Genomic DNA, 21,462 nt, shown 5'->3' on the forward strand with positions numbered 1-21,462 from the left:
AAAAAAACCGCGCCCAGGCGCGGTTTTTTTATGGCCAACGATCCCCCTCAATAATGAGGCGGTGGCGCTTCCTCTTCGAACGACTCGAACTGCCCGACCATTTCTTCCTGGCGCTTGAGCAATGCCGCCATCTGCAACTGCAGGCGCTCCACTGCCCTCTGCTGCGCCACCAGCACATCGTTCAAGGCCTGAATGGTGTCATCCTGAAACGCCAGGCGGCTCTCCAGGTCGGTTACACGCTCTTGCAGACTCATGCCTCACCCCTCCAGAAACTGAAAATCATCGGTCAGCACCAACCGCAGGCGTTCACGGATCGCCGCCACTTGCTCGGTGCTGTAAGGCTTGGCCGGATGCTTGCCCCATACCGGTGCCGGCCATGCCGCATCATCACGCCTGCGCACGATCACGTGCATATGCAGTTGGCTCACCACATTGCCCAAGGTCGCCACATTCAACTTGTCGGCATCGAACGAGTCCTTGAGCAACTCGGCCAGCGCGGTGGTTTCCCGCCATAGCTGTTGCTGGTCGGTGACATCCAGTTGAAACAACTCGCTGATATCCTCGCGACGCGGCACCAGGATGAACCAGGGATAGTTGGCGTCATTGGACAGCAGCAACCGGCAGAGGGGGAAATCTCCGAGGGTCAATGTGTCTTGTTGCAGCCGTGAATCTAAAGTGAACACCGCGTTTACTCCCGCTCAGCTTGTTTCAGCCCGGCGTCCAGTAGACGGACTCCTGCCAGGCGACAGACGCGCAGCATACCTGCGAATGCCCTGCGCTTCATGACCAATGAGCCAGAGACCGGACAGCACACACTCAGGCACGGCAAGGAGCCGATCGCGATGCAAAGGCCACGCCCCACAGCAGGACATTTTCACGTGCCTCGCACCATTTGCGCCCACAACCCGCAGACCATTCGGAAAATGACCCGAGCTCACCCTTGCGCCCCTTATTTTGCCTGGGCCTGACTGTATGAATCGTGCACAGCGTTGCAAAAGTTTTGCACCAGAATCGCACAGGCGGTCTACGCTAAATTCCTCAAGCATCCGCCGTTTACTCACTTTGCAGTGTGCAGCGGTAACGTTTCGCCGCACTGTGCAACTTAATGCACAGCCCTGCACCAGGAAAACCACAGAGTCAAGCCAAACAAAACGCCCCTTGAAACAGCGATTTTATGCGGTTTTTACAGGCCCGAACGGCTCTTTGAAGAAAAATGGGGGGCTAGATTCAGTTTGTGCACGCTTGTTGCATTCAACCCCGCATCGTCTGCAACGGTCTAACGGAAGTCAGGCCTTACAGACTCATAATAATAGTGGCAGGGCTGCCCCGCGGTGCTTTTTAAAGTGTGTGCATGGGGACTTGTTTCCTTCATTCTCGGCTTAGAAAAACACTGCTGAAAGTTGTCGGCCTGGATACAGACTGACTGCAGAATTACGACGCCTATCGAGCAAATTGCGACAGGGCCGTAAAGAAGCTGAAAGGATAGATAGGCAAGTATCGCCAACATTGTCAGCGTGATATAAGTTTGCGCCGACACAAAAAGAAAGAGCCGCCCAGATAAAAAAACAGGTGGGACGGCAGTACTCTTCTAAAAACCAAAGGAGCAAATCACGATGCGCGTGATGAAGTGGAGCATGATCGCCCTGGCTGTATCAGCAGGCACCTCGCAGTTTGCAATTGCATCCTCCCAGGACGATGCAAAAGGCTTTATCGAAGACAGCACCCTGACCGCGAAAACTCGCGCAATGTACATGAACCGTGACTATAAGGACGGCGTTGGTAACGTGCGTCGTGGTAACGGTACTTACACCACAGGCACTGACGATAAAACCAGCGGCTACCGTCAAGACACCGGTATCAGCGAACTGCTCACCTATCAGTCCGGCTTCACTCAAGGCACCGTCGGCTTCGGCGTCGATGCCATGGCCATGGGCAGCGTGAAACTCGACGGCGGTTCGGGTCGTGCGGGTAACGGCCTGTTCGCCACCAATGGTTCCGGCGAGCCTGAAAACACCCAGTCGAAACTGGGCGGCGCTGCGAAGTTCCGCATCTCCGATACTGTACTGAAATACGGCAACCAGTTCGTATCCAGCCCAGTATTTACTACAGACGACGGCCGTCTGTTGCCTGAAGTTGCCACCGGTACCCTGATCACCAGCAACGAAATCAAGGGCCTGGAACTGATCGGTGGTCGCTTCACCGCATTGAGCGCCCAGACCGGCATGGGCCGTGACAGCATCAACGGTCGCAGCCGCGTTACTGGCAAACAGAACCCGGGCCTGAGCTCTGCAAACATCGTAGGTGCTACCTACTCGGGTCTTGAGAACTTCATTTTCGCCGTGCACGCTTCCGATGTTGAAGACTACTGGAAGAAGCAGTACTTCAACGTCAACTACACCCTGCCGCTGAGCGAAAAACAATCTCTGAACTTCGACTTCAACGGCTATCGCAGCAAGGATGATGGTAAGAAGCTGGCTGGCGACCTGGACAACCGCGTCTGGAGCCTGGCAGCTGCCTATAGCATCGAAGCCCACAAATTCACCGTGGCTTACCAGCAGTCCAGCGGCAAGACCGGCTACAACTACGGCGTTGATGGTGGTGGCACCGTTTACGTAGCCAACTCTGTGCAGATCTCCGACTTCGTGGGCGAAGACGAAAGATCCTGGCAGGCTCGCTACGACCTGAACATGGCCTCCTTCGGCGTGCCAGGCCTGAGCTTCATGACTCGCTACATTCGCGGTAGCAACGTTACCGTTGCTGACTCCAGTGACGGCAAAGAGCATGAATGGGACGTAGAAGCCAAGTACGTGCTTCAGGAAGGCCCGGCCAAAGACCTGTCCTTCCGTCTGCGTAACGCGATCTATCGTGGTACCAATAGCGATTACCGCGCGACCAACTACGACAACCTGAACGACCTGCGTCTGATCGTAGAGTACCCACTGAGCATCTTGTAATTCACGGCTCAGCGGATTGCTTTAACACGCAGTACTAATAAGAACCGCCAACCTGAGCCAGGTTGGCGGTTTTTTTTGCCTTGCAAAAGTACCCTATTGAACCCGCCGACCAAGATAGCAAGCTAACTAATAAAGTAGGCTTCAATAGCTACTTCAGACCTTGCCGATTCGAACTTACATAGTTGCCAAGTCCGAACTTGAAAACAAACAAGGGGCTGATAGCCCCTTGTCTTGAACAACATTAGCTGACCGAACGGCCAGGTCATGAAACTGACTTATTGCGCTGCTGCTTCCTGAACCACTCGAATCACCCGTTGTGGAAAAGGAATATCAATGCCCGCTGCCTTCAAGCGATCACGGGACAACTCATTGAACTGGAACAGCACGTCCCAATAGTCCGAAGTCTTGACCCACACCCGCAGCGACAGGGTAATAGCGCTATCGCCCAGGGTAGAAACCACAGCTACCGGGGCCGGATCGGCCAGTACCCGCTCATCCTTGGCCAGTTCCAGCAACACCTCGCGGGCCTTCTGCAGGTCCGCGTCATAGTCCACACCTACGTCGAACACCACCTTGCGGGTCGGTTGACGGTTGTAGTTGGTGATGATGCCGTTGGACAGGTTGCCGTTGGGCACGATCACTGTCTTGTTGTCACCGGTACGCAGCACGGTGTGGAAGATCTGGATGCTGTCGACAGTACCGCTGATGCCCTGGGCTTCGATCCAGTCACCGATACGAAACGGGCGGAACAGCAAGATCAATACCCCACCAGCGAAGTTCGCCAAGCTGCCTTGCAGCGCCAGGCCGATGGCCAGGCCGGCAGCACCGATCGCGGCCACGAAGGAGGTGGTTTCGACACCGATCATCGAAGCCACACTGACGATCAGCAGGACCTTGAGAATGATGTTGGCCAGGCTGCTGATAAAACCTTGCAGCGCCAGGTCGGCATTGCGCAGGGCCAGCAACTTGCCCACTTTGTGAGTCAGTTTGTTGATCAACCACCAGCCGATGGCCAGGGTGATGACAGCCAGCAGCACCCGGCTGCCGTATTCCATGATCATTGGAATCCAGGCCTGGGAGGCCCGGACCAGATTGTCTACTTCAGCGTTCAAATCCATCTATTTCTCCAGATTCCCGGGGTTGCGGCGCACATGACTGACAGGCAGAACGACCAGCCCCGCGGGGGCTCAATCGTTTCTGCCATTCCTCCGGCCTCGGACGCCAATAAGCTCTAGAGGTTCCCGGAGAAGCCGATCAATCGCGGAAGTTGTTGAATTGCAGCGGCATGCCGAACTCTTTGGCACGCAGGGCGGCGATGGCCTCTTGCAGGTCGTCACGCTTTTTGCCGGTCACCCGTACCTGCTCGCCCTGAATGGCGGCTTGCACTTTCAACTTGGCGTCCTTGATATGGGCGACGATTTTCTTCGCCAGTTCTTTATCGATACCTTCCTTGAGGACGGCTTCCTGCTTCATCACCTTGCCCGAGGCATAGGCGTCCTTGACCTCCAGGCACTGCACGTCGATCTTGCGCTTGACCAGGGCCAGCTTGAGAATCTCGATCATCGCTTCAAGCTGGAACTCGGCCTCGGCGGTCAGGTTGACGGTCAGCTCCTTGTCCTTGAACTCGAAGCTGCCCTTGCCCTTGAGGTCGTAGCGGCGATCCAGTTCCTTGACGGCGTTTTCCACCGCGTTGGTGACTTCGTGCTTGTCCAGTTCGGATACCACGTCAAACGACGGCATGTAATCTCTCCAAATAAAAAGGGGCGCTGTTCAAAACATCGAACACGCCCGGCTTGCGGTTAAAATCCGCGCTCATTATAACGGGTCTTTCCCCTCCTTCACCCCGCGCCCTCCCCCGGGCGGCCAAACAGAGCGAAAACCTGATGTCCACCACCTGGCATGTTCTCGGCGCCGGCAGCCTCGGCACCCTGTGGGCCACCCGCCTGGCCCGAGCCGGCTTGCCGGTACGCCTGATTCTGCGTGACCCCGCCCGCTTGCGGGCCTATCAGGCGGCCGGCGGCCTGACCCTGGTAGAACAGGGCCAGAGCAGCCTGCTGGCAATTCCCGGAGAAACCAGCACCAGCAGCGCCCCCATCCAGCGCCTGTTGCTGGCCTGCAAGGCCTACGACGCCGAGGCGGCAGTGGCCAGCATCGCCCCGCGCCTGGCGCCGGGAGCCGAACTGATCCTGCTGCAGAACGGCCTGGGCAGCCAGGATGCCGTGGCCGCCCGAGTGCCCCAGGCACGCTGCATTGCCGCCTCCAGCACCGAGGGCGCCTTCCGCGATGGCGACTGGCGCGTGGTCTTTGCCGGCCACGGCTACACCTGGCTGGGGGACTCGGGGCACCCCACGCCGCCGATCTGGCTCGACGAATTGGCGGCCAGCGGCATTCCCCATGAATGGAGCACCCAGATCCTCACCCGGCTCTGGCGCAAGCTGGCACTCAACTGCGCGATCAACCCACTGACGGTACTGCACGACTGCCGTAACGGTGGCTTGCAGCAGCATCATTGCGAAGTGGCCACCCTGTGCGCCGAGCTTAGCGAGCTGCTGCAATGCTGCGGGCAACCCGCTGCCGCGCAAAACCTGCAACAGGAAGTGGAACGGGTGATCCTGGCCACCGCCGCCAACTATTCCTCCATGCACCAGGATGTCAGTAACGGGCGGCGTACCGAAATCAGCTACCTGCTGGGTTACGCCTGTGAAGCCGCTGCCCGGCATCGCCTGCAACTGCCCCATCTGCAGCAGTTGCAACAGCACCTGGTGAACCAGCTGCAGCGACGCGGATTGCCCAGCGCCTGAGCAGCGGCTACGCTCCCCACTTGCTCATTTCCAGCGATATAGCCGATGCCATTGCGCCAGCGCCTCGAAAACCTGCCAGTGGGCCAAAAGCTCCTGGCCGCACTGCTTGTCCTGCTGACCACCGTTCTGCTGGTCGCCAACCTGACCTTTATCAGCGCGGCCTACTGGATCTCCCAGGAAAGCATGGCGCCCCAGGCGCTGCAGACCATTGGCCGCCTGGTGTCCAATCCGACCCTGGCGATCCAAGCGCTGAACTCCCCCGAAGATGCCGAGAAGCTGCTCAACGAACTCGACAGCTATACCCCGCTGCGGGCTGCCGCACTCTATGACGGCAAGGGCCAGCGCCTGGCCCAGTTGCAGCACGGCGAACGCCTCAAGCTGCCCGAACGCTACCGGCACATCGAAGCCTGGCAAATGACCGAGTTTCGCAGCAACCAGGTCATCACCCTGCCCCGCCCGGGCCAGGCCCCCGGCCACCTGCTGCTGGTGGCCACCAGCGAACTGCCGATGGCCTTCTACACCGGCACCCTGACCGCCAGCCTGGGAATCCTGATCTTCAGTGTGCTGCTGTGGCTGGTCATCGCCCGGCAGATCAAGCGCCTGATCACCCAGCCGATCCACCAGCTCGAGGAACTGTCGCGCCAGGTCACCCGCGAAGAGAACTACGCCCTGCGCGCAGCCCGGGGCAACCACGATGAAATCGGCAGCCTGGCAGAAGCCTTCAACACCATGCTGTCGCGTATCGAAGCTCGCGAGCAGCAGCTCAAGCGCGCCCGGGACGACTCCCAGGCCGCCTACGACCAGGCCCAGGGGCTGGCGGAGGAAACCCGCCATACCAACCGCAAGCTGGAACTGGAAGTCCAGGTGCGCAGCAAGATCGAGAAGAAGCTCACCGGCTTTCAGAACTACCTCAACAGCATCATCGACTCCATGCCCTCGGCGCTGATCGCTCTGGATGAACAGCTCTACGTCACCCAGTGGAACCAGGAAGCCAGCGCCCTGTCCGGCACCCGGCTCGACGAAGCCCTGAACCAGCCGATCTTCCTCGCCTTCGAACCGCTCAAGCCGTTCCTGCCGCAGCTCAAGGAAACCGTAGAGCAGCACACGGTGACCAAGGTGGAGCGGGTCACCTGGTTCAAGGACGAAGAACCCAAGCACTACGCCCTGACCTTCTACCCCCTGATGGGGGGCGCCGGACGCGGGGTGGTGATCCGTATCGACGACATCACCCAGCGCCTGTCCCTGGAAGAGATGATGGTGCAATCGGAGAAAATGCTTTCGGTGGGCGGCCTCGCGGCCGGCATGGCCCATGAGATCAACAACCCGCTGGGAGCGATCCTGCACAACGTACAGAACATTCGCCGACGACTGTCTGCCGATCTGCCAAAGAACCTTGAGCACGCGCAGCAGATCGGTGTTGAACTGCAGACCGTCAATCGCTACCTGGAAAGCCGCGAAGTGCCGCAACTGCTCGATGGCATTCAGCAGGCCGGAGCCCGGGCGGCGAAGATCGTCACCCACATGCTCAGCTTCAGCCGACGCAGCAACCGGCAGATGGCCCCCTGCGACCTGCCGGCGCTGATCGACCAGGCGGTGGAGATCGCCAGCAACGACTTCGACCTGGCCATTGGCTTCGACTTCAAGGGCCAGGCGATCATTCGCCAGTTCGACCCGAACCTGGGCCCGGTCCCCGGCACTGCCAACGAACTGGAACAGGTGCTGCTCAACCTGCTGAAAAACGCCGCCCAGGCCATCCATCAGCGCGAAGATGACAGCGAACCCGGACGTATCATCCTGCGTACCCGTTTGAATCCGCCCTGGGCAGAGATCCAGGTGGAGGACAACGGAATCGGCATGAGCGAAAACGTGCGCAAGCGTACCTTCGAGCCCTTCTTCACCACCAAGGAAATCGGCCAGGGCACCGGGCTCGGCCTGTCGGTGTCGTACTTCATCATCACCAATAACCACAAGGGGCAGATGGAGGTGCAGTCCACCCGCGGCCAGGGCACTTGCTTCACCTTGCGCCTGCCCCTGGCCAGCAGCCAGCCGCTGGTCCAAGAACCGTTACCACTGGAGAACTGAACATGGGCTTTCGCTTGTCGAAGATCTACACCCGCACTGGCGACAAAGGCGAAACCGGACTGGGGGATGGCCGTCGGGTGCCCAAGGATCACCCTCGGGTCGAAGCCATTGGCGAGGTTGATACCCTGAACAGCCAATTGGGCCTGCTACTGGCAGGCCTCGGTGAGCAGAGCAGTGCCTGCCCCGGGCTCGAGGAAGTGATCACAGTGCTGGCGCCCTGTCAGCATCGGCTGTTCGACCTGGGTGGCGAACTGGCGATGCCGGTCTATCAGGCCCTCAACGAGGCCGAAGTACAGCGCCTGGAGGCGGCCATCGATCTGTGGAACGAGGAGTTGGGCCCGCTGGAGAACTTCATCCTGCCCGGCGGCTCGGCGCTGATCGCCCAGGCCCATGTCTGTCGCAGCCTGGCCCGCAGCGCCGAGCGTCGCTGTCAGCACCTGAATGCCGTTGAGCCTTTGCAAGGGGTTGGGCTGGCCTACATCAATCGCCTGTCGGACCTGCTGTTTGTCGCCGCGCGACTGATCGCCAAGCGCCAGGGCATTGCCGAAATCCTCTGGCAGGCCGCCGCCAAGCCCTGACCACGCGGCTTGCGGGCGGAAGGGCCTGCAAGCGCCCGACGATGCCTCTCAGGCAAGCCTGCTCCCGCAGACCTGGGCCCAGGCTGCCATTGAGGATGTCTTCAATCCTGCGGCCAGAAGGCGCGGATACCCGCTACACCTTGAGCACCCGCTGCCCAGGCCTGCTGGCATTCGGCGGGCCCCACGCCACCCAGCAGATACACCGGCTTGTTGAAACCGCTGATCAGTTGCTCGGCCTGTTGCCAGCCCAATGGCTGTGCATCCGGATGAGTCTGGGTGGGCTGTACCGGAGACAAGGTCACGAAGTCCACGTCCATCTGCTGGGCCAGGGACAGCTCCTCGGCGTTATGGCAGGAAGCCGCCAACCAGCGATCCTTGCCGAACGGCCGCCCGGCGCTGGCGTACTTGCGCAGTTGCGCCGCAGTGATGTGCCAGCCCGCCGAGGGGAAATCCCCCAGCCATTCGAAGGGCCCCTTGAGCATCAGTTGCGCCTTGCCGGCGCACAGGCCCACCGCATCCACCGCCAGGTCGCGGTATTGCGGGTCGTAGCCGCCGGGCGCCCGCAGTTGAATCAGCTTGCAGCCCTGGGCCACGGCTTTTTGCATGCCTCGCAGCAAGGTCGGGGTTTCCAGGCCTTCCGGGGTGATCAGGTAGTGGGCTGGCAGACGCGCGGCAGCGACAATCGGCTGATTGGCCGCGGGGAATTCATAGTCGGCCAGCTCACGAGCGGTGACCCAGGCCAGAGGTTGCCCTTCGGCGCCGTGAGGCTCACCACTGAACGCCGAGACTTCCCAGACATCCAGCAGTACCTGCTTGTCCGGATAATCGTGCTGCACCTTGATCAGCGGGCGCGCTGCGGTGACGGCGATGCCCAGCTCTTCATGTAGCTCGCGGGCCAGCGCGGCTTCGACCGCCTCCCCGGGCTCGACCTTGCCGCCGGGGAACTCCCACAGGCCACCTTGATGTTGAGTATCGGCACGCCGGGCAATCAGGATCTTGCCGCTGGCATCCCGGATAACGGCCGCAGCCACATGTACTCGTTTCACCGCACTACTTCCTCTGCTCAGGCATGTTGGCCAGGCCCTTGCGGGCCGGGCGTTGGATCTGCGCTTCGCCGACAAGCCGGCTCCTACAGCAGGAGCGGCAACGCCGGCGAGGTTCTTAGGTGCGGTATTCCGCGTTGATCTTCACGTATTCGTGAGACAGGTCGGTAGTCCAGATGGTTTCGCTGCACGCGCCACGGCCCAGTTCGATGCGGATGGTGATTTCTTCCTGCTGCATCACCGCCGCGCCCTGGGCTTCGGTGTAGCTGGCAGCACGGGCGCCACGGCTGGCAATGCAGACTTCACCGAGGAACACGTCGATCTTGCTGACATCCAGGTCCGGCACCCCGGCACGACCTACTGCCGCCAGGATGCGGCCCCAGTTCGGGTCCGAAGCGAACAGCGCGGTCTTGATCAGTGGCGAGTGAGCCACGGTGTAGCCTACGTCCAGGCACTCCTGGCAAGTAGCCCCGCCGTTGACTTCCACAGTGACGAACTTGGTTGCGCCCTCACCGTCACGGACGATGGCCTGGGCCACTTCCATGCACACCTCGAACACCGCCTGCTTCAGGGCAGCGAACAGCGGGCCCTCGGCCTTGGTGATTTCCGGCAGCTTGGCCTGCCCAGTGGCGATCAGCATGCAGCAGTCGTTGGTCGACGTGTCGCCGTCGATGGTGATGCGGTTGAAGGACTTGTTGGCACCGTCCAGCAACAGGTTCTGCAGCACTTCGCGGGAGACTTTGGCGTCAGTGGCGATGTAGCCGAGCATGGTTGCCATGTTCGGGCGGATCATCCCCGCGCCTTTGCTGATGCCGGTCACGGTGATGGTCACGCCATCATGCTGGAACTGGCGGCTGGCGCCCTTGGGCAGGGTGTCGGTGGTCATGATGCCAGTGGCGGCGGCAGCCCAGTTGTCCACGGACAGGTCGTCCAGCGCAGCTTGCAGAGCACCTTCGATTTTCTCTACCGGCAATGGCTCGCCGATCACTCCGGTGGAGTAAGGCAGCACGGCGCTGGCATCGACGCCGGTCAGCTCCGCCAGCTTGGCGCAGGTGCGGGACGCCGCGGCCAGGCCCGGCTCACCAGTGCCGGCGTTGGCGTTACCGGTGTTGGTCAGCAGATACCGCACCGGGCCTTGTACCCGCTGCTTGGCCAGAATCACCGGTGCGGCGCAGAACGCGTTGAGGGTGAACACCCCCGCCACCGTGGAGCCTTCGGCACAACGCATGACCACCACATCCTTGCGCCCCGGGCGCTTGATGCCGGCCGAAGCGATACCGAGCTCGAAGCCGGCAACCGGGTGCAACGTAGGCAAAGGACCAAGACCAACAGCCATGAATGCGCTCCTCTTATCAGGTGTCTGCACCGTCGTCTCAAAAGACGGTGCCGCAAATGGAAAAACGCCGCGACGGCTGATGCCGTCACGGCGCGGGTGTTTCAGTGTCTGGCGGGGATCTTAGTTGATCTGGCCGTGACAGTGTTTGTACTTCTTGCCCGAACCGCAGTAGCACAGTTCATTGCGGCCAAGCTTTTGCTCGTTGCGCACTGGCGCGGTGGCCAGGGCCACATCGACCTCGACGCCCTCTTCCAGGGCTTCCGGCTGATCCAGCCCCGGTGCCTCGGCGTGTTCGAACTGCATGCGCTGGGCCAGAGCCTCGGCTTCCTGACGCAGGCGAGCCTCTTCCTCGGCCGGGTCTTCGCGACGCACCTGGACGTGGGACAGCACGCGGATCGAGTCGCGCTTGATGGAGTCGAGCAACTCGGAGAACAGGGTGAAGGATTCGCGCTTGTACTCCTGCTTCGGGTTCTTCTGCGCGTAACCACGCAGGTGAATACCGTGACGCAGGTGGTCCATGGTCGACAGGTGGTCTTTCCACAGGTCGTCCAGTACCCGCAGAACAATCTGCTTCTCGAAAGTGCGCAGGGCTTCGGCACCGGCCTGGTCTTCTTTCTCGTTGTACGCGGCAATCAGCTCGTTGAGCAGCTTCTCGCGCAGGGTTTCCTCGTACAGGTGATCGTCTTCGTCGAGCCATTGCTGGATCGGCAGGCTGACACCGAAGCCGCTCTGGATGGCTTCTTCCAGGCCTGCCACGTCCCACTGCTCAGGCAGCGATTGCGGCGGGATGTGGGCGCTGACGGTAGCGTTGAGCACGTCCTGGCGGAAGTCGGCGATGGTTTCGCCAATGTTGTCCGCGGCCAACAAGGTGTTGCGCATGTGATAGATCACTTTACGCTGCTCGTTGTTGACGTCGTCGAACTCCAGCAACTGCTTGCGGATGTCGAAGTTGCGGCCTTCGACCTTGCGCTGGGCCTTCTCGATGGCGTTGGTCACCATGCGGTGCTCGATCGCCTCGCCGGACTGCATGCCCAGGGCCTTCATGAAGTTCTTCACCCGGTCAGAGGCGAAGATACGCATCAGGCTGTCTTCCAGGGACAGGTAGAAGCGGCTGGAACCGGCGTCGCCCTGGCGGCCGGCACGGCCACGCAGCTGGTTGTCGATACGACGGGACTCATGGCGCTCGGAAGCGATCACCTGCAGGCCACCGGACTCCAGCACTTGCTGGTGGCGCTTCTGCCAGTCGGCCTTGATCTGGGCGATCTGCTCAGGCGTCGGGTTTTCCAGGGAAGCGACTTCCACTTCCCAGTTGCCGCCCAACAGGATGTCGGTACCACGACCGGCCATGTTGGTGGCAATGGTCAGGGCGCCCGGGCGACCGGCCTGGGCAATGATTTCCGCTTCCTTTTCGTGGAACTTGGCGTTCAGGACCTTGTGCTCGATGCCTTCCTTGTTGAGCAGGTTGGACATGTGCTCGGAAGTTTCGATGGTCGCGGTGCCAACCAGCACCGGACGGCCCTGGGTCATGCACTCCTTGATGTCGTTGATGATCGCGGCGTACTTCTCGTCCGCGGTCAGGAACACCAGGTCGTTGTAGTCCTTACGAGCCAGCGGCTTGTTCGGCGGAATCACCATCACCTGCAGACCGTAGATCTGATGGAACTCGAAGGCTTCGGTGTCGGCGGTGCCGGTCATGCCGGACAGCTTGGTATACAGACGGAAGTAGTTCTGGAAGGTGGTCGAAGCCAGGGTCTGGCTCTCGGCCTGGATATTGAGGTTTTCCTTGGCTTCGATGGCCTGGTGCAGGCCTTCGGACAAGCGGCGACCGGGCATGGTACGACCGGTGTGTTCGTCCACCAGGACCACCTGCCCATCCTGGACGATGTATTCAACGTTGCGGTTGAACAGCTTGTGCGCACGCAGGCCGGCGTAAACGTGGGTCAACAGGCCCAGGTTGTGCGCCGAGTACAGGCTTTCGCCTTCAGCCAGCAGGCCGACCTGGGTCAGCATTTCTTCGATGAACTGGTGACCGGCTTCGTTGAGCTCGACCTGGCGGGTCTTCTCGTCGACGGTGAAGTGCCCGGCCTTGGTGACCTGGCCTTCCACTTCCTCGATGTGCTGCTCGAGGCGCGGGATCAGCTTGTTGATCTCGGTGTACAGGCGGGAACTGTCCTCAGCCTGGCCGGAAATGATCAACGGAGTACGGGCTTCGTCGATGAGGATCGAGTCGACTTCGTCGATCACGGCAAAATTGAGCTCGCGCTGGAACTTGTCTTCCATGCTGAAAGCCATGTTGTCGCGCAGGTAGTCGAAACCGAATTCGTTGTTGGTGCCGTAGGTGATGTCGGCGGCGTAGGCAGCACGTTTCTCTTCAGGCGGCTGGAACGGCGTGACCACGCCGACGCTCAGGCCGAGGAATTCGTACAGCGGGCGCATCCAGTTGGCGTCGCGGCGAGCCAGGTAGTCGTTCACGGTCACCACGTGCACGCCCTTGCCGGACAGGGCGTTGAGGTACACACCCAGGGTCGCTACCAGGGTCTTGCCCTCACCGGTGCGCATCTCGGCGATCTTGCCTTCATGCAAGGTCATGCCGCCGATCAGCTGCACATCGAAGTGGCGCATTCCCATGATCCGCTTACCGGCTTCACGGGCGACCGCGAAGGCTTCGGGAAGCAGTTTGTCGAGGGTTTCACCCTTGGCGATACGGGCCTTGAACTCGGCAGTCTTGGCACGCAATTGATCGTCCGAAAGGGCCACCATTTGCTCTTCGAAGGCATTGACGATCTGTACCGTCTTGAGCATGCGTTTGACTTCACGCTCGTTCTTGCTTCCAAAAAGTTTCTTTAACAAAGGCGCAAACATATCGGCAGGATCTTCCACACATAGGGTTGGAGGGCGGCCCCGTGAGTCGCCCGAGCAGCCCTCATGGCCGCATGCGAACGAGCATTCTACCCGGAAACGATGGTGAGGAAAGTGGCGTTATTCCACGATGCTGGCACAGCGCTGTGACGGGGCTCACCTAAAATAAGGGCTTTTCGCTGAACTTCAAGCCCATTGACCACAGAAGTTAATGATTACGATCAGCAAAGAACCAGAAATTGATCAAAGTACGAACAAGCGATGGCGCCGGCGTGGCGGGCGCTTTCTGCTACCATGGCGTCTCTGTAACTTCAGGTTTCTGATCATGGCATTTCGCCCCCTTACGGCACGCGCTCCCGCCGTTCTTCTTCGCGAAGCCAAGCCTCTGAAAGCCATACTCGGCCACGCCCAGCGCCTGGCGCATCTGCAGCGCCTGCTGGAAAGCCAGCTGCAGCCGGCCGCTCGCGAACATTGCCACGTTGCTTCCTGGCGTGAAGGCAGCCTGCTGCTGATCGTCACCGACGGGCACTGGGCAACGCGCCTGCGCTATCAGCAAAAGCGCCTGCAACGTCAATTGCTGGAGTTCAACGAGTTCAGCAACCTGACGCGCATCCTGTTCAAGGTCCAGCCGCCGACGGTCCAGCAAGGAGCCGCGGGACACACCATGGACCTGTCGAACAACGCCGCTGAAACCATCCAGGCCACCGCAGAGGGCATCACCGACCCCAACCTGCGCGCGGCCCTGGAGCGCCTGGCCAGCCACGCCAAACCGCGGGGCTGACTCAAGCCTGTACTTCAGCGCCGCTTGCTGCCGCCGAGCAGGGAACCCATCAAGCCCCGCACCAGTTGCCGTCCCAATTGATTAGCCGCCTGGCGCATGGCCGACTTCAATGCCTGCCCGGCAGCCGTGCCAAGGAACTCACCCGCCCGGTCGGCCAGGCTGGGCTCTTCAGCCGCTGCTTTGCCAGAAGGCTGCTGATCCTGCGGTGCCAACTCCTTGCGCCCCAGCAACACTTCATAGGCTGATTCGCGGTCGATCGGTTTGTCATAGCGCCCCAGCAACGGCGAACTGGCGATCAGGGCCTGGCGCTCGGCCTCGGTCAGCGGCCCGATCCGCGACTGCGGCGGCGCCACCAGTACCCGCTGGACCATTTCTGGCGTGCCCTTGTCCTGCAAGGTACCCACCAGCGCTTCGCCGATGCCCAGCTCGGTCAGTACCGCCAGCGCATCGAAGGCGGGGTTGGGACGGAAACCATCCGCCACGGCGCGCAGGGACTTCTGCTCCTTGGCAGTAAATGCCCGCAAGCCATGCTGGATACGCAATCCCAATTGAGCCAGGACATTGTCCGGCAGATCCCCGGGCGACTGGGTAACGAAATACACCCCCACACCTTTGGAGCGAATCAGCCGCACCACCTGCTCCAGCCGGTCCTGCAAGGCCTTGGGAGTACCGGCGAACAGCAGGTGCGCTTCGTCGAAGAACAGCGCCAGCAGCGGTTTTTCCGCATCGCCCCGCTCCGGCAGTTGCTCGAACAGCTCGGCCAGCAGCCATAAAAGGAAGGTCGCATAGACTTTCGGCGCCTCATGCACCAGGCGGCTGGCATCGAGCAGATGAATCCGCCCACGACCATCGGCGGCCGGCTGCAGAATGTCCTCCAGCTGCAACGCCGGCTCACCGAACAGTGCTTCGGCGCCCTGCTGCTCCAGGGTCGCCAGGCGCCGCAACAGCGCCTGGCTGGAGCCGGTAGTCATCAACGCAGCATCGTCCCCGAGCAGCTGCGGGTTGTCCTTGAGGTGGTTGAGCAGCGCCTTGAGGTCCTTCAGGTCGAGCAGCAACAGGCCTTCGCGATCAGCCACCTTGAACGCCGCATAGAGCGCCGACTGCTGGCTGTCGGTGAGTTCCAGCAAACTGCCCAGCAGCAGCGGGCCCATTTCGCTCAGGGTGGTGCGCAGAGGATGACCGCTTTGCCCATGGATATCCCACAGGGTCACCGGATAGGCCTGTGGTTGATGCTTGAGCCAGGGCATGCCGGCGATCCGCTCGGCAACCTTGCCCTGGGGGTTGCCCGCAGCACCCAGCCCACAGAGGTCGCCTTTGATGTCTGCGGCAAATACCGCCACCCCGGCATCACTGAAGGCTTCTGCAAGGCGCTGCAGGGTGACGGTCTTGCCGGTGCCCGTGGCGCCCGCCACCAGACCGTGGCGGTTGGCCAGGCGCATGGCCTGGGCGATCGGCAGGCCATCGAGGCCGGCACCGATTACGAGTTGCGATGAGTCAGGCATTTTGTCACCCCTGGTTAATCTTTGGCCTTACACGGTCGATATGAATAAATGATGGATCAGAAGTATCTGAAATAAAGGTCAGGTAATTCCCTTGGGATAGATGGAGATATCAGCTTACTTATAACACCGCCCTTCTGTGCGTTTTTCCAACCCGATGCCCTGGACTCAAAGACCTTAGCGGACACCCCAAGCCATGAACAAAAATCTGCGCTTCAGCCACAAGATCCTGCTTGCCGCCTCGCTGATCGTCATAGCTGCATTTGCACTATTCACGCTCTACAACGATTACCTGCAACGCAACGCCATTCGTGATGATCTGGACAACTATCTTCAGGAAATGGGCGACGTCACGGCAAAAAATATTCAGACCTGGCTCGCCGGTCGCGCCCTGCTGATCGAGAACATCTCCCAGTCGGTGGCCCTCAACACGGACCCTGCGAATGTCAGCAACCTGCTGGAACAGAAATCCGTCAGCTCGACCTTCATGGGGGCCTACCTGGGCAACAATGACGGCACCTTCATCATCCGTCCCAACAGCAAGATGCCGGATGGCTACGATCCTCGCGCCCGCCCCTGGTACAAGAGTGCCGAGAGCAGCAGCGGCTCGGCCCTGACCGAACCCTATATCGACCTGGCGTCCGGCCAGTTGGTGATCTCCATCGTCGACAGCGTGATCAAGGCCGGCCAGAGGATCGGTGTGGTCGGCGGCGACCTGAGCCTGCAAGTAATCACCGACAGCATCAATGCCCTGGACTTCGACGGCATGGGCTACGCCTTCCTGATCAGCGCCGACGGCAAGATCCTGGTACACCCGGACAAGAACCTGGTGATGAAGACCCTCAAGGACGTCTACCCCCAGGACACCCCCAAGATCAGCAGTGAACTCAGCGAGATCACTGTCGATGGCAAGCCGCGTATTGTCACCTTCACCCAGATCAAGGGCCTGTCCTCGGTGAACTGGTACATCGGCCTGTCCGTGGACAAGGACAAGGCTTTCGCCATGCTCAGCGAGTTCCGCACCTCGGCGATCATCGCCACCCTGACGGCCGTGGCCCTGACCATTGCCCTGCTGGGCCTGCTGATCCGCCTGCTGATGCAGCCGCTGCACGTGATGACCCGGGCCATGCAGGACATCGCCGATGGCGAAGGCGACCTGACTCGACGCCTGAACATCCATAACCAGGACGAGTTCGGCATCCTCGGCACTGCCTTCAACCGTTTCGTCGAACGCATCCACGGCTCGATCCGCGAAGTGTCCTCGGCCACCGAGCACGTCAACGAAGTCGCCCTGCGCGTGGTCAGCGCCTCCAACTCGTCGATGCTCAACTCCGACGAGCAGGCCAGCCGCACCAACAGCGTGGCCGCCGCCATCAATCAGCTCGGGGCCGCCGCCCAGGAAATCGCCCGCAATGCCGCCCAGGCTTCGCAACAGGCCAGCGATGCGCGCAACCTCGCCGAAGACGGCCAGCAAGTGGTGGATCGCAGCATCCAGGCGATGAACCAACTGTCGGACATGATCAGCGCCTCCAGCAGCAACATCGAAACCCTCAACAGCAAGACCGTGAACATCGGGCAGATCCTCGAAGTGATCACCAGCATTTCCCAGCAGACCAACCTGCTGGCGCTCAACGCGGCCATCGAAGCGGCCCGGGCCGGCGAGGCAGGACGCGGCTTTGCCGTGGTTGCCGATGAAGTGCGCAACCTGGCGCACCGCACCCAGGAGTCGGCGCAGCAAGTGCAGGGCATGATCGAGGAATTGCAAGTGGGCGCCCGCGAATCGGTGAGCACCATGAGCAACAGCCAGCGCCACAGCCAGGACAGCGTGGAAATCGCCAACCAGGCCGGGGAACGACTCAACAGCGTGACCCAGCGCATAGGCGAGATTGACGGTATGAACCAGTCGGTGGCTACGGCGACCGAGGAGCAGACCTCGGTGGTGGAGTCCATCAATATGGACATTACCGAGATCAATACGCTGAATCAGGAAGGCGTGGAAAACCTCCAGGCTACCTTGCGGGCCTGCTCCGATCTGGAGCAGCAGGCAGCACGCTTGAAGCAACTGGTGGGCAGTTTCAGGATCTGAAAGCGCCCAATGCCCTGTCGCCGGCTAGCCGGCGACAGGCTCAAGCAGGCTTGGGCCGGGATGGCAGCTGGGGTTCCTGCTGCAATTGCTCCCACAACTGCGCGGCATCGGGAAAATCGGTGCCGTCGTCAGGGCTCAACTCATCGGGGTCATAACGGCTCAGGCAACCTTCGCCGAGGGTGGCGGGTGCCTTGGACGTGGCTTTATCCAGTGGATCGGTCATCGGGCTGACCTCGTGATGTGCAAAACCAGGAGCGGGGTATTGAACCCCCGCGCCTGGTTTTTTTTCAATCAGAACACCACAGTCTTGTTGCCGTGCACCAGCACGCGGTCTTCCAGGTGATAGCGCAGGCCGCGGGCCAGGACCATTTTCTCCACGTCACGACCGAAACGCACCATGTCCTCGATGCTGTCGCTGTGGCTGACCCGCACCACGTCCTGCTCGATGATAGGACCGGCGTCCAGCTCCTCGGTGACGTAGTGGCAGGTTGCGCCGATCAGCTTCACACCGCGCAGCGAGGCCTGATGGTAAGGCTTGGCACCGACAAAGGATGGCAGGAAGCTGTGGTGGATGTTGATCACCTTGTGCGCGTACTCGCTGCACAGCTCCGGCGGCAGGATCTGCATGTAGCGCGCCAGCACCACCACTTCGGCGTCGTGCTGCTTGACCAAGCGCGACACCTCGGCGAAGGCCGGCTCCTTGTCCTGCGGGTTGACCGGCACGTGGTAATAAGGAATGCCGTGCCACTCGACCATGCTGCGCAGATCATCGTGGTTGGAAATCACGCAGGCGATCTGGCAATCCAGCTCATCGCTGTGCCAGCGGTGCAGCAAGTCGGCCAGGCAGTGGGATTCGCGGCTGGCCATCAGTACCACGCGTTTTTTCTCGGCGGTATCGGTAATGCGCCAGTCCATCGAGAACTCTTCGGCGATCGGCGCAAAGGCCTCGCGAAAAGCCTCCAGGCCAAAGGGCAGTGAATCGGCACGAATCTCGTGGCGCATGAAAAACCAGCCACTGAGATTGTCCGAGTGGTGGCTCGCTTCGGTGATCCAACCGTTGTGGGAGGCTAGAAAGTTACTGACTTTGGCAACGATGCCAACGCGGTCAGGGCAAGAAATCACCAACCGAAAGGTGCGCATGGGGGGGAAACTCCAGAACTTCGCAAAGGTCGCCATTCTAGCGATTGCGCGACAAAACTGCAGTATTCATTGCATCCAGCGCCCCGGGTAGATTCCCAGGGGCCGCTCCGGCCCGGCTTAGCGGCTGCTACTCCAGGCGCCGTAATGGCACTTGTAAATAGTGCTTAACTAGTTTGTGAATAACCGGCCCGAATGCATCAACCTATTAAATAGCGAAATGTCTTTTACGCCTAAACACACTAAGAGAGACGAATAAAACAGCGGTATTATGTTTACTTGCTCAAACTCCCTGACTATTATTGCGACACTGTCACCCAGCCACTCAGCGCTCAATAAGGTAGTCCTCATGTCCCTGATCAACGAATACCGTGCCACTGAAGAAGCCATCAAAGAACTGCAAGCGCGTTTGAAGAACCTGTCCCAAGACGACAAACTGAAAGCCGAACTGGAGTTCGAAGGCAAACTGCGCAGCCTGATGGGCGAGTACTCCAAATCCCTGCGCGACATCATCGCCCTGCTGGATCCGGACTCGAAAGTTAAAGCACCTCGCGCCGCGGTTAAAACCACCGGCACCAAGCGCGCCCGTAAAGTTAAACAGTACAAGAACCCGCACAACGGCGAAGTCATCGAAACCAAAGGTGGCAACCACAAGACTCTGAAAGAGTGGAAAGCCAAGTGGGGCGGCGACGTGGTAGAAGGCTGGGCCACCCTGCTGGGCTAAGCCTCGCCGTTGAGCGCCCGGGCTTTGCAGCCCTACAGAGAAAACGCCAGCATGCTGGCGTTTTTTTATGCCCTGGCAACCCGCTCAAGAAGCGGGGCCGCTGCTCAAAGAGCCAGGCGCCGAGTCAGAGCCTGCACATAGTCCTGCCATTGATCCAGAACCTGACGCTGCACCGGGTCCGCACTTAACAGCGATTGCTCAAGCCCTTGCCGGAAACTTTCCAGGGTATTGGGCGCACCGAGTTGCGGATCTAGCAAACGCTGCTGACAAAAAACCAGCCAACGTTCTTGCTCGGCTTTGTTCAATGTTTCTGGAAAGTTGCGGGCACGGTAGCGAAAGAGTAATTCCGGCAAGCGCTCATCATCGAATGGCCATTGTTGCTGGGCCAAGTGCAACGGATCAGCCTCACGTACTTGCTCACACAAACGCCGGTCACGGTCAGCAATAAAACCGTCGTACAACTGTTGCTCCGGATCATCGCTTGCGGCAAATTCATCCGGGCCATAAATCACCGAAAGTTTATCCCGCCAAACTTCTTGAGCTTCGCTCAAGGCCACAGCCCGACGCTGATATAGCTCCATGTCCAAGTGCAGCCGCTGTTGATCTTCACTGCGCAGAACACTCAATGGCGCCACGACCGGGCAGCGATTGATATGGATGAGTTTCAACGGCACCGGCAACTCGCCTTCGAGCAGATCTTCCCGGCGCGTGTACAAACGCTGGCGCAGGGTTTCGGCGTCCAACTCCAGCAGCCCCTGAGGGTCCAGGTGCAGGTCGCAGACAATCAAGGCATTGCGATTGCGTGGATGCCAGGCCAGGGGCAGGACCACGCCGATGTAGTGGCGCGCCGCAGAAAAGCGCCCGGAGATGTGCACCATGGGTTGCAACAGGCGGACCTGATCCATCACCCGCTGCTTGCTGCGCAACTGGAACAGCCAGTCATAGAGTCTGGGCTGTTTGTCGCGAACCAATCGCGCCAGCGCGATGGTCGCCCGGACATCGGACAGCGCGTCATGGGCCTGCCCGTGATCGATGCCGTTGGCTGCGGTCAGGCGCTCCAGCTTGAGGCTTACCTGCCCCTGTTCCTCGGGCCAGACGATCCCCTGGGGGCGCAACGCATAAGCCGTGCGCACCACGTCGATCAGGTCCCAACGGCTGTTGCCGCCCTGCCACTCCCGGGCGTAGGGATCGAAGAAATTGCGGTACAGGCTGTAGCGGGTCATCTCATCGTCGAAACGCAGGGTGTTGTAGCCCACGCCGCAGGTCCCGGGGCGCGCCAGTTGCTCGTGCACCCGGGTCATGAAATCTGCCTCCCCCAGGCCTTGTTCGGCCAGACGGCCAGGGGTGATGCCAGTGATCATGCAAGCCATCGGATGGGGCAGGATATCGTCGCTGGGCTGGCAGTAGAGGTTGACCGGTTCGTCGATCTCGTTGAGTGCCAGGTCGGTGCGGATACCGGCCACTTGCAACGGGCGATCACAACGCGGATTGATGCCGGTGGTTTCGTAGTCGTACCAAAAGAGGGAAGTCACGGCCTGTTCCTGAACTGAAAGACCGCCGCAGTCTAGGCGTTCAGGCGCCG

The 21,462-nt window shown here is 60.5% G+C and carries 18 protein-coding genes; 7 read left to right on the forward strand and 11 right to left on the reverse strand.

What is annotated here, in order from left to right:
* Positions 1 to 47: 47 nt before the first annotated feature.
* A complete protein-coding gene (locus tag ABCR88_RS25600; protein ID WP_011063025.1) occupies positions 48 to 254 on the reverse strand; it encodes a SlyX family protein in 207 nt (68 codons plus the stop codon).
* Positions 255 to 257: 3 nt separating this feature from the next.
* Entirely contained in the window at positions 258 to 683 is a 426-nt protein-coding gene (locus ABCR88_RS25605) for an HIT domain-containing protein (RefSeq protein WP_041119630.1), read from the reverse strand.
* 930 nt (positions 684 to 1,613) lie between these two features.
* Between ABCR88_RS25605 and ABCR88_RS25610 the strand changes: the two genes are divergently transcribed.
* Positions 1,614 to 2,954 carry an OprD family porin gene (locus tag ABCR88_RS25610; RefSeq protein WP_015636771.1) on the forward strand — a complete coding sequence of 447 codons (1,341 nt, stop codon included), beginning with the start codon at positions 1,614 to 1,616 and terminating at the stop codon, positions 2,952 to 2,954.
* A 275-nt stretch (positions 2,955 to 3,229) separates the two neighbouring features.
* Here the strand turns inward: ABCR88_RS25610 and ABCR88_RS25615 are convergent, their stop codons facing one another.
* Both ABCR88_RS25615 and ABCR88_RS25620 read right to left on the reverse strand, forming a co-directional pair.
* Positions 3,230 to 4,072 (reverse strand): mechanosensitive ion channel family protein, encoded by an 843-nt coding sequence (locus tag ABCR88_RS25615; protein ID WP_011063028.1) that lies wholly within the window; start codon positions 4,070 to 4,072, stop codon positions 3,230 to 3,232.
* A gap of 136 nt (positions 4,073 to 4,208) precedes the next feature.
* Positions 4,209 to 4,694 carry a YajQ family cyclic di-GMP-binding protein gene (locus tag ABCR88_RS25620; protein ID WP_011063029.1) on the reverse strand — a complete coding sequence of 162 codons (486 nt, stop codon included), beginning with the start codon at positions 4,692 to 4,694 and terminating at the stop codon, positions 4,209 to 4,211.
* Between the two features lie 143 nt (positions 4,695 to 4,837).
* Here ABCR88_RS25620 and ABCR88_RS25625 point away from each other — a divergent pair, with 143 nt between their 5' ends.
* From ABCR88_RS25625 to ABCR88_RS25635, 3 genes are read left to right on the forward strand one after another with little or no spacing between them, the layout of a single operon-like run.
* A complete protein-coding gene (locus ABCR88_RS25625) occupies positions 4,838 to 5,755 on the forward strand; it encodes a putative 2-dehydropantoate 2-reductase (protein WP_041119632.1) in 918 nt (305 codons plus the stop codon).
* 45 nt (positions 5,756 to 5,800) lie between these two features.
* On the forward strand, positions 5,801 to 7,837 hold the full coding sequence (locus ABCR88_RS25630) for an ATP-binding protein (protein ID WP_019094542.1): 2,037 nt from the start codon (positions 5,801 to 5,803) through the stop codon (positions 7,835 to 7,837).
* Positions 7,838 to 7,839: 2 nt separating this feature from the next.
* On the forward strand, positions 7,840 to 8,415 hold the full coding sequence (locus tag ABCR88_RS25635) for a cob(I)yrinic acid a,c-diamide adenosyltransferase (protein ID WP_041119634.1): 576 nt from the start codon (positions 7,840 to 7,842) through the stop codon (positions 8,413 to 8,415).
* Positions 8,416 to 8,516: 101 nt separating this feature from the next.
* Here the strand turns inward: ABCR88_RS25635 and ABCR88_RS25640 are convergent, their stop codons facing one another.
* From ABCR88_RS25640 to secA, 3 genes are all read right to left on the reverse strand, one after another.
* Positions 8,517 to 9,461: a Nudix family hydrolase gene (locus ABCR88_RS25640; RefSeq protein WP_350403659.1), complete on the reverse strand. Its 945-nt coding sequence runs from the start codon at positions 9,459 to 9,461 to the stop codon at positions 8,517 to 8,519.
* 115 nt (positions 9,462 to 9,576) lie between these two features.
* Positions 9,577 to 10,794, reverse strand: a complete 1,218-nt coding sequence (gene argJ / locus ABCR88_RS25645; RefSeq protein WP_015636776.1) for a bifunctional glutamate N-acetyltransferase/amino-acid acetyltransferase ArgJ — start codon at positions 10,792 to 10,794, stop codon at positions 9,577 to 9,579.
* 120 nt (positions 10,795 to 10,914) lie between these two features.
* Positions 10,915 to 13,656: a preprotein translocase subunit SecA gene (secA, locus tag ABCR88_RS25650; RefSeq protein WP_011063035.1), complete on the reverse strand. Its 2,742-nt coding sequence runs from the start codon at positions 13,654 to 13,656 to the stop codon at positions 10,915 to 10,917.
* A 322-nt stretch (positions 13,657 to 13,978) separates the two neighbouring features.
* On the opposite strand from secA, the gene ABCR88_RS25655 reads away from it, so the two are divergent.
* Positions 13,979 to 14,434 carry a DciA family protein gene (locus ABCR88_RS25655; RefSeq protein ID WP_011063036.1) on the forward strand — a complete coding sequence of 152 codons (456 nt, stop codon included), beginning with the start codon at positions 13,979 to 13,981 and terminating at the stop codon, positions 14,432 to 14,434.
* Positions 14,435 to 14,448: 14 nt separating this feature from the next.
* Here ABCR88_RS25655 and ABCR88_RS25660 read toward each other — a convergent pair whose 3' ends face one another.
* Entirely contained in the window at positions 14,449 to 15,936 is a 1,488-nt protein-coding gene (locus tag ABCR88_RS25660; protein WP_212805618.1) for a helicase HerA-like domain-containing protein, read from the reverse strand.
* Between the two features lie 193 nt (positions 15,937 to 16,129).
* Here ABCR88_RS25660 and ABCR88_RS25665 point away from each other — a divergent pair, with 193 nt between their 5' ends.
* Entirely contained in the window at positions 16,130 to 18,019 is a 1,890-nt protein-coding gene (locus ABCR88_RS25665) for a methyl-accepting chemotaxis protein (protein ID WP_015636779.1), read from the forward strand.
* Positions 18,020 to 18,059: 40 nt separating this feature from the next.
* Here ABCR88_RS25665 and ABCR88_RS25670 read toward each other — a convergent pair whose 3' ends face one another.
* Together ABCR88_RS25670 and purU are read right to left on the reverse strand one after the other, a co-directional pair.
* Positions 18,060 to 18,242: a hypothetical protein gene (locus ABCR88_RS25670; protein WP_350023147.1), complete on the reverse strand. Its 183-nt coding sequence runs from the start codon at positions 18,240 to 18,242 to the stop codon at positions 18,060 to 18,062.
* 68 nt (positions 18,243 to 18,310) lie between these two features.
* Positions 18,311 to 19,159, reverse strand: coding sequence for a formyltetrahydrofolate deformylase (gene purU, locus ABCR88_RS25675; protein WP_011063040.1), 849 nt, complete (start codon positions 19,157 to 19,159; stop codon positions 18,311 to 18,313).
* A gap of 346 nt (positions 19,160 to 19,505) precedes the next feature.
* Here purU and mvaT point away from each other — a divergent pair, with 346 nt between their 5' ends.
* Positions 19,506 to 19,880: a histone-like nucleoid-structuring protein MvaT gene (mvaT, locus tag ABCR88_RS25680; RefSeq protein WP_011063041.1), complete on the forward strand. Its 375-nt coding sequence runs from the start codon at positions 19,506 to 19,508 to the stop codon at positions 19,878 to 19,880.
* 104 nt (positions 19,881 to 19,984) lie between these two features.
* Here mvaT and sbcB read toward each other — a convergent pair whose 3' ends face one another.
* Positions 19,985 to 21,412, reverse strand: a complete 1,428-nt coding sequence (gene sbcB, locus ABCR88_RS25685) for an exodeoxyribonuclease I (RefSeq protein WP_236184127.1) — start codon at positions 21,410 to 21,412, stop codon at positions 19,985 to 19,987.
* Between the last annotated feature and the right edge of the window lie 50 nt (positions 21,413 to 21,462).

The sequence above is a fragment of the Pseudomonas sp. W17 genome, from assembly GCF_040268305.1.
Classification (GTDB): Bacteria; Pseudomonadota; Gammaproteobacteria; order Pseudomonadales; family Pseudomonadaceae; genus Aquipseudomonas; species Aquipseudomonas protegens.

Bases quoted from the DNA above. Each gene is read 5' to 3' on its own strand.
- purU (WP_011063040.1), bottom strand. From the start codon at position 19,159: ATGCGCACCTTTCGGTTGGTGATTTCTTGCCCTGACCGCGTTGGCATC.
- ABCR88_RS25670 (WP_350023147.1), bottom strand. From the start codon at position 18,242: ATGACCGATCCACTGGATAAAGCCACGTCCAAGGCACCCGCCACCCTC.
- ABCR88_RS25655 (WP_011063036.1), top strand. From the start codon at position 13,979: ATGGCATTTCGCCCCCTTACGGCACGCGCTCCCGCCGTTCTTCTTCGC.
- ABCR88_RS25630 (WP_019094542.1), top strand. From the start codon at position 5,801: ATGCCATTGCGCCAGCGCCTCGAAAACCTGCCAGTGGGCCAAAAGCTC.
- ABCR88_RS25665 (WP_015636779.1), top strand. From the start codon at position 16,130: ATGAACAAAAATCTGCGCTTCAGCCACAAGATCCTGCTTGCCGCCTCG.
- secA (WP_011063035.1), bottom strand. From the start codon at position 13,656: ATGTTTGCGCCTTTGTTAAAGAAACTTTTTGGAAGCAAGAACGAGCGT.
- ABCR88_RS25610 (WP_015636771.1), top strand. From the start codon at position 1,614: ATGCGCGTGATGAAGTGGAGCATGATCGCCCTGGCTGTATCAGCAGGC.
- ABCR88_RS25660 (WP_212805618.1), bottom strand. From the start codon at position 15,936: ATGCCTGACTCATCGCAACTCGTAATCGGTGCCGGCCTCGATGGCCTG.
- ABCR88_RS25620 (WP_011063029.1), bottom strand. From the start codon at position 4,694: ATGCCGTCGTTTGACGTGGTATCCGAACTGGACAAGCACGAAGTCACC.
- ABCR88_RS25600 (WP_011063025.1), bottom strand. From the start codon at position 254: ATGAGTCTGCAAGAGCGTGTAACCGACCTGGAGAGCCGCCTGGCGTTT.
- ABCR88_RS25615 (WP_011063028.1), bottom strand. From the start codon at position 4,072: ATGGATTTGAACGCTGAAGTAGACAATCTGGTCCGGGCCTCCCAGGCC.
- mvaT (WP_011063041.1), top strand. From the start codon at position 19,506: ATGTCCCTGATCAACGAATACCGTGCCACTGAAGAAGCCATCAAAGAA.
- ABCR88_RS25635 (WP_041119634.1), top strand. From the start codon at position 7,840: ATGGGCTTTCGCTTGTCGAAGATCTACACCCGCACTGGCGACAAAGGC.
- ABCR88_RS25625 (WP_041119632.1), top strand. From the start codon at position 4,838: ATGTCCACCACCTGGCATGTTCTCGGCGCCGGCAGCCTCGGCACCCTG.
- argJ (WP_015636776.1), bottom strand. From the start codon at position 10,794: ATGGCTGTTGGTCTTGGTCCTTTGCCTACGTTGCACCCGGTTGCCGGC.